This is a genomic window from Sphingobacterium paludis, from assembly GCF_004364125.1.
GTDB classification, from domain to species: Bacteria; Bacteroidota; Bacteroidia; order Sphingobacteriales; family Sphingobacteriaceae; genus Sphingobacterium; species Sphingobacterium paludis.
This window is the reverse complement of sequence record NZ_SNZV01000019.1, coordinates 1-7,289: the sequence shown is the minus strand read 5'-3', so window position 1 is coordinate 7,289 and position 7,289 is coordinate 1. Positions and strand designations below refer to the sequence as shown.

Here is a 7,289-nt window from a genome sequence, read left to right as displayed (position 1 = left end):
AGACAAATTTTAACTCTTCCTTTTCTCACTATAAAACAAATCTATAAAACAAAAAATGTCTTCTACATTTGCTTGACACAAACATAGGAGACAAAAATCTGGCATAGATAATTACATATGCAAACACTTCTGCACTCTGATTCATAAAGTCTACTTTCAATAAGGGATCATTATCTAATAAAATACTACCTTATCGTCCCAAACTTACTGAAAAATTTTTCCCTACCATTCCGATCATAGACGTAAGGATCAGAGAAATTTTTCTCCCAATCTGCGATTAGAGTTTCAAAATCATGAGCGGTAAATTTTTCAAGTGCTTCTTTGCTAATAGATATAGAATAAGTATGATTTTGAAATGGCAATATGATATTCACTTGGTTTACGTACTGTAGTTTTTTCATGATTCTGACACTACCATCAACTAAAGCTTTCTTTACTGCATTCCCACTTTCCCAGTATGCCTTCAAATCCTGTTCAGACAATGACGATTGAGGGTTAAGTTGTTTGTATTCATCAAAATTTGCAACATAATTTATCCTAGCAGTAGTGGAATCCAGGCTTACACTTTTTATTGAGCCACCTCCACGTAATCTTGACGCCTCTAATTTCAGCTCCTCTAGTTTTTTTTCGTTCTGTAAACTTATGTGTGATGTTTCCTGATCAATTTTTTCAGAACTGTTAGTATTAGAACATCCCAAGAAGTACACAAAAATGATAATAGAGTATAAATATAGACTTATTGCTTTCATAATGCCTTTATCTTAGAATACAAAAAAATGGAATTATATATAAATCTAGTAAGATTTTTTAATGGGTATCGGCCAATTGTAATCTTCCCCCTCGTTAGTGATTTTACTTAGAACATCTTTGGTTATGGCATGCTTCTTCAAAAGCGCGGTCTCAAATTGATCATTTAACTGTTGCTCATACTCGTAATTTGCGTCCATATTTTGTCGTGCTATGATTCTTTGTGCTTCAAGAGCTTTCGAATTTAAGGCATCTACACTTTTCAAAGTAATAGGGTATTTTTTCTCAGCCAAATATAGTGCACGATCCTGACCCTCAATTATTTCATTCCCTATCTTTTTTCGTTGATCTAGAGTTTTTCCTGTCATCGTTTCCAAAGAGTTTTTTTCACTATCACTTTGATTAGGGGTAGGATTCGTTGCAACGGTCGGAAATTCGTCATTTCTTGCTTTAGTCAGCTTGGCTATCCACTGGGCTAGCCCACTATTAGCATGTTCCAAACTACTAAAGATCTGAATATTAAACACATTTGGATTCCCACCAACTCTGTCTTGATGTTTCGCTACGATTGAATCATGAATGCCTTGCGCTAATACCCTCAGATCATTGTCTTGATTTACATTTGACTCATCCAAAATTACTTTTGCTTCGTAAAGAACTTTGTCACCTGACTTTGAAATCTCCTCTGTAAGTATTGTATATCTCAAGGAACTACTTTTAACATCAATTTTCTTGGACACGTTTTTTTCATTTAAAAGTTTAGGATTCGATGCCTTATCGCTATTCTTCGCTTCATTTGTACTACAACTGGTTGCAGCGAAGACTGTAATAATACAACAAAGAGAAAAAGGTCTTAATTTCATATTCAACTATCTTAGATAAAAAATTTTTAGTACCGAAATACAAGATTGTCTCAAAGCACGTTAAAAACACAATAGAAAAATTACGGTTTACCGTATTTGTTCGTTTTTTGAGACTATAACATATTTAATAGCCACTTTCAAGCTTTCCTATTTAGCGGATTGTTTGGTTCTTCATTTAGGTCTTTTTAAGTAATAACGATCCTGTCAAATATGAGACAGAATCGTTCATTAAATATGCCTAGCTTTTAGTATTAAATATATGGTTTGTTATAGCAGTTATGACATCTTTAGGATTTTCTTCAAACATATAATGGCCGGTGTCGTCCAGACTGACCAATCTATAATTGTCTGAAATCATTGGTAACGCAAATTGGTAATAACCGCTTGAAACATTACTGGCCAATCCTAGTACGGGCATCTGCAATTTTTTATACGACTGGAAGTCAATTATGTCCTGATTGAATGTTTGATACCATGCGTTTGAAGATCGAATTCTTTCTTTTCGATCATAAATGGATGCATAGACACATCTGTCAAACTCGTTCATTTTACTTTCATCAACCATAACGTAATGAAAAAGCCAATCCAATAGATGTCTAAATCGTCCATCAAGAAGCTTTTCTGGTAAATCTTTTATTTGGTTAAAACCCATCCACCAAGTGTAGGGTTCATTTTTATCAATCTTTTCCAGAAATTTACCCGCGGCTGGCATAAGTTTCATTTGCATCATGCCATTATTTGGATGCAGTCCATCAGCAATCGTTAAGGTCTGTACTCTGTTTGGAAAGTTGTGAGCAAGACTCTGTGCGACCATCCCCCCTATATCATGCCCTAAAATGTGTGCTGTCGCTATACCTAATTTTGTCATGAGCGCTTCAATGTCGCTGGCCATTGTCTTTTTGTCATATCCGTGGTCAGGTGTTCCCGATCCTCCCATCCCGCGTATATCAACTACAATAACACGTAATTTTTTAGCTAGTTGTGGAGCTATTGTATGATAAGAGTACCATGTCTGTGGCCAGCCTGGCAGGCAGATCAGTACCGGACCACTGCCCCCATCTACATAATGAAGTTCGGTTCCACTTACGTTGATTACATTACTGGTAAAGCCTGGCCAACTTTTAATAAGTTCGCTGTTCTGATAGATTTTTTCCATAGCAGGATTTAACTTTTTATCGCTAATAGTGTTTCTTTAGCCGTTTGCCATGTCAATCCATCGTATCTATCGTTGTCAATACGTTGGTTTTGGGCTGCGAACATGCTGTACATATATTGCATCTGCTGCCATTGGGAATATAACTCCAGTTCGCCCTTTGGATTCTCGGCACGAGTATGTATGGTGTATGCCGCAAAGTCTTCTAATGTGCCAGCATTCCTCCATTCAAATTGTCTGTCAAACACTTCATTTGCCAATTGCGACAACGCCAGAGGCGAGATCTTAAAGCTCGAGATATACAGCGAGCGAGGCGTATCATTATCCAGTGCGACACGGGCAGTAAACGCAGCTGTATCAGCAATCGTTGTAAAATCAATGTTCCAATTCGCTTTTCCTGCATAATAGGAAATAGAACTATTTTTGATATCCAATAGAGGAGTATTGTATGCCAATATATGAGCAAACGCCCCATTAAAAATAGAAGTTGCCTGTATGTTTGAAGCATTGATGATAGTTTGAAACTCTTTCCGTAGATCAAAATTTCTATTATCACCGACTTTAAGTTGATCAAAGTCTGTGCTGAAATCTGATGGTATAAATTTAGGAACACCCGCCTGAATTGCTGATTTTAGAAGAAGGCTTTGTGCTTTGACGATCACATCACCTAACCCCGCCAAAGTAGATACGATGCATGATACACCCTGACAGGCTAGCGTCAATCCGTATTCATCATCATATTCTGTCGCGACGATTTGGACACCGAGTTCACGAAGTTCAAACACGCGCTTTTGATTGCTCTTACTTCTAACAATTGCTCGTACAGCAACTCCCCTCCCTAGCAGGTTCTCACAGACCCTTCCACCAAGATCACCTGTAGCACCGGCGACTAAAATAATATTATCCATATTTTCGAATTTTACTATTCAAAGTTATGGAACAGATGTATGCGTGGAACTACCATTTGGTAGATAATGCATCTAACGAAGATTTTTACGGATGCGACTTAGCGCGTTTGGCGTGATACCGAGATAGGAAGCTAATTGTTTTACCGAAACAAGTTGCATGAAGCCCGGAATTTTCAAGAATTCCAAATAACGCTCCTCCACCGTCATTGTCTGGAACCTAATAATCTCATTGATCATACGAATGGCCATTCTCTCCCACGTTTTTCGCCCAAATTCCTGCCAAGCTGGTATTTCTTTGTAAAGTGCCTCCATATTCGATTTGCTTATGCAATAGATTTCCGAATCTTCTATCGCTTCGATATCAAACCGGGTTGGTATTTCTGGGCTGAGACTTGATATTTCAGTAAAAAATTCACTGGGTTGGACAATCCATGCGGTAAGCTCCACTTTATCCTTATAGCTGAAGCGCAAACCTCCGCTTCTTAAAAAATAATAATGTGATGCCACCTGCCCCTTTTTTAAGAGAAGTTGTCCTCTTGACAGCCGTCTTTCATAAAAATGACTAATAACTATATCAGCGTCTTGTTCCGATAAACTTACGATTTGTTTTATGATTATCTTAAGGTCTGTCATTGACTTATTGATTGGGACTGGATTATTAAAAACACTCTGAATTAAAATGGATCCTATCTTTGCTTGATGTAGGCATACGACACACAATGGTTCACGTACTCTAGAGATTTTGGGATTGCAGTATTGCTATTGTTCTAGAATCGCGTTTTCCTCCGTAATACTTATCAATAACCGTTGTAAAAAGTGTTTTGTTATCGCTTACAGCTTCGAATAAGGTCATGCTTGAGCGAAGTTTTAAAGAATCAAGCGTACCAAACACCTCTTCTGCTGAGCCTTTTTGTAGATTCAAAAAGGTCTTAGTTATCATTCGTAGATTAGAACCTAATACAGGGTGCTTCAAAAACGCTTTTGCTTCTATGCCATCTCTGATAGCATATTGTTTAGCCGTATCGCTGCTTCCCAAACCGGTGATTTGAGGAAATATATACCACATCCAGTGCGACCGCTTTTTTCCATTTTGGACCTCTTGAAGCGCTTGTAGGTATACGAGGTTTTGCGCTCTGAGAAACCTATCTAAGTCAATACTCATGCTAAAATCATTTTACAACAAATTACGCAATCTTAGTCTAGTCTTAGCCTTATTTGTTACAAACAACACATTAAAAACAAATGTGCATAGAATCTTCGTTTTTTGACAACACTTATTGTGGAGCCGAAGTGATGACACTTGCTATAAGATCTAATTTTAATTTATTCGTAAAAAGCTCGGATATTCAGATTGACACTATCCAAATTGTGTAATTCTTTTATTAGGTAGTAACGATGTAGAAATCCAGTAAGAACTACAATCCTTTTATATGGGTATCGCTTGCTGATTTTGTATATATTTTCAGCCATCGTTTTATTCCGGAGATCCCAGAATTCTGACATCAAACGGAATCCATCTCTGTAACTTATTTTCGTTCCGTCTGGTTTTACAACATGCCTTTCAGAAAACTCCTTTCTGTTTTTTATTATCTTGAATAGTTCGTGGTATTGGTAGTACTGTCTTTTCTCTGCTATGCTGTCGGTTCGGGTATTGTTAAAATTCTCTGGAGAAAGCGATGCAATATTTATCAATTCAGAAGTTATGCTTTGGAATGATTCATAGATGCTCGTTTCCTCTGTTGTTAGTCTGTGAGTCCTAAACAAACTGTCTATTAACTGTACCGCGAGATTGTCAGTAGGCACCATTCCTCTTTCCTTACGGTACTGATTTCTTCCTTCGAAATCGAAAGGGAAGCGTAAAGTTTGTGGTTTTTTGTCTACATAGCGATTACTTGCTATAATCTCATTTCCTTTTAAATTTTCAACAGATGTCTCATAAGCTTTCATCCCCTCGCTATCGACTTCATGCAAAATTATGTCGGGTTTTATCTTGTCGATAATTTCAAACAGAATCTGAGGATTGTAATTAGGAACGCTATCGTGAATATTCCCAATAATATATATTTCAGATTTCTTTTGGCCGAATCCTATGTTGAATACCAAGGAAAAAATTAATAGCGCTATAAATGTTTTAGTAGACATTTTAAAAATAAATAGTTGGAAGTGATTGTATCTGCTTACCTGTGATCGCACCTAAGTACCTCACATAGCATAGTCGTATACCAAAGTAAAAAAAATATGCAAATCCATCAAACTTTCCTCAAGTATTAAGTTTTGCTTCGTTTTGTGAGACACTTTTCTGGTGTCCATCCCTTCTATAAACATGATGATGGAGGTATCTAAATCTTCCATCAATTTATCACAAACCTTTATGGAAAATACATCTTTTTTCATCATACAATGAAACTATTTAAGCATATCTATGAAATTTGTTACAACTATTATTTTTTCAGCGTTCATACTGCCTTTTCTGTTTAAAATCTGTACTGCTCAGACATTATCTCAAAAGGATTATGATAAAATACTTCATAAAACAAAAAGTCACACAATAATTGGGCTGGGCGAAGCTGAGCATTTTTACAAGGGATATTATAACACAAAAGTTGAAGTTGTTAAATATCTGATTAATAATGAATCAATTGATATTATAGCTCTTGAAGCATCTGTAAATGCGACAGCTCTTTTAAATGATTATATAAATGGGAACCTTACAATTGATATACTACAAGCATTGACTGCGCTTAATGAGCCATATGCTTTACAAGAAGCAGGGCTATATAATTGTTCGGAAATAGTAGAATTTATTGAATGGCTTAAAGATTATAATCATTCGCATAACAAAACAATCAAATTGGTGGGCATAGATTTTCAAAATTATTCCTTACCTCTTGAGAAGCTAAAAGTAAATTCTTCAAAACATCAAATCGAAAAAATTGATCAAACTAAATCCTTACTTGATAGTTCAATGCGCTCTGTGATCGATAGTAATATAATGATTATCACTTCCCAACCATGGATTAAGCGTTTACAACTTGCACAGAATTATATAAAAAATTTGAAGGACGAAATTTATAATGGTGCAAACCAAAGACTATTCAGTGAACTTGAACAGTTTACTACTTTGTGGGATAATCCGATGTTTCCTAGGGATTCAATCATGTATGAAAACTTGATTCCTTACATCGATGGAAAATCAAGAGTTTTAATTTGGGCAGCTAATTTTCATCTTGAAAAAGATCCATTTTTTAAAGGACCAAAGAAACTGGGAGTTTTCTTGAATGAAAAATACGGGGAAAAGTATTGTGTGATTGGTGTTTCTGATCAAATGCACGAATATAGTAAAAACTTGATTTACCCTCCAATGAATCAATTATCTGACAAATACGAGATGATCATTAATGTACCAAAAGGAGATAAATGTGTTATAATAAATTAGTAATTTAAGGGAGAACCAATTAAGACGTCAGACGACACTTAACTTTTCTAAGGACTTAAAAGCTCAGGGCGTTCTTTTGATTTTCCTGAGACTGTAACGCGAACTGTGTCAATGGAATAATTTGATAAGATTATTTATATTTAATTATTCAAACGATACGGTCATGAAACAACAGACCCCAT

The 7,289-nt window shown here is 36.0% G+C and carries 8 protein-coding genes; 1 reads left to right on the top strand and 7 read right to left on the bottom strand.

Features of this window, described 5'->3' with window-relative positions:
* Positions 1-185: 185 nt before the first annotated feature.
* The 7 genes from B0I21_RS19915 to B0I21_RS19885 form a co-directional block, all read right to left on the bottom strand.
* Complete coding sequence (locus B0I21_RS19915) at positions 186-749, bottom strand: hypothetical protein (protein WP_133642253.1); 564 nt, start codon at positions 747-749, stop codon at positions 186-188.
* 45 nt (positions 750-794) lie between these two features.
* Positions 795-1,610: a hypothetical protein gene (locus B0I21_RS19910; protein ID WP_133642252.1), complete on the bottom strand. Its 816-nt coding sequence runs from the start codon at positions 1,608-1,610 to the stop codon at positions 795-797.
* Between the two features lie 238 nt (positions 1,611-1,848).
* Complete coding sequence (locus tag B0I21_RS19905) at positions 1,849-2,766, bottom strand: alpha/beta fold hydrolase (protein WP_133642251.1); 918 nt, start codon at positions 2,764-2,766, stop codon at positions 1,849-1,851.
* 8 nt (positions 2,767-2,774) lie between these two features.
* A complete protein-coding gene (locus tag B0I21_RS19900; protein ID WP_133642250.1) occupies positions 2,775-3,671 on the bottom strand; it encodes an NmrA family NAD(P)-binding protein in 897 nt (298 codons plus the stop codon).
* Positions 3,672-3,743: 72 nt separating this feature from the next.
* Entirely contained in the window at positions 3,744-4,304 is a 561-nt protein-coding gene (locus B0I21_RS19895; RefSeq protein WP_133642249.1) for a Crp/Fnr family transcriptional regulator, read from the bottom strand.
* Between the two features lie 100 nt (positions 4,305-4,404).
* Positions 4,405-4,833, bottom strand: coding sequence for a DUF1810 domain-containing protein (locus tag B0I21_RS19890; RefSeq protein ID WP_133642248.1), 429 nt, complete (start codon positions 4,831-4,833; stop codon positions 4,405-4,407).
* 161 nt (positions 4,834-4,994) lie between these two features.
* Entirely contained in the window at positions 4,995-5,813 is an 819-nt protein-coding gene (locus B0I21_RS19885) for a hypothetical protein (RefSeq protein WP_133642247.1), read from the bottom strand.
* A 280-nt stretch (positions 5,814-6,093) separates the two neighbouring features.
* Here B0I21_RS19885 and B0I21_RS19875 point away from each other — a divergent pair, with 280 nt between their 5' ends.
* Positions 6,094-7,107 carry an erythromycin esterase family protein gene (locus B0I21_RS19875; RefSeq protein WP_133642245.1) on the top strand — a complete coding sequence of 338 codons (1,014 nt, stop codon included), beginning with the start codon at positions 6,094-6,096 and terminating at the stop codon, positions 7,105-7,107.
* Positions 7,108-7,289: the final 182 nt, after the last annotated feature.

Excerpts from the sequence above, each read along its gene's own strand:
- B0I21_RS19915 (WP_133642253.1), bottom strand. The coding sequence starts at position 749 with ATGAAAGCAATAAGTCTATATTTATACTCTATTATCATTTTTGTGTAC.
- B0I21_RS19910 (WP_133642252.1), bottom strand. The coding sequence starts at position 1,610 with ATGAAATTAAGACCTTTTTCTCTTTGTTGTATTATTACAGTCTTCGCT.
- B0I21_RS19905 (WP_133642251.1), bottom strand. The coding sequence starts at position 2,766 with ATGGAAAAAATCTATCAGAACAGCGAACTTATTAAAAGTTGGCCAGGC.
- B0I21_RS19900 (WP_133642250.1), bottom strand. The coding sequence starts at position 3,671 with ATGGATAATATTATTTTAGTCGCCGGTGCTACAGGTGATCTTGGTGGA.
- B0I21_RS19895 (WP_133642249.1), bottom strand. The coding sequence starts at position 4,304 with ATGACAGACCTTAAGATAATCATAAAACAAATCGTAAGTTTATCGGAA.
- B0I21_RS19890 (WP_133642248.1), bottom strand. The coding sequence starts at position 4,833 with ATGAGTATTGACTTAGATAGGTTTCTCAGAGCGCAAAACCTCGTATAC.
- B0I21_RS19885 (WP_133642247.1), bottom strand. The coding sequence starts at position 5,813 with ATGTCTACTAAAACATTTATAGCGCTATTAATTTTTTCCTTGGTATTC.
- B0I21_RS19875 (WP_133642245.1), top strand. The coding sequence starts at position 6,094 with ATGAAATTTGTTACAACTATTATTTTTTCAGCGTTCATACTGCCTTTT.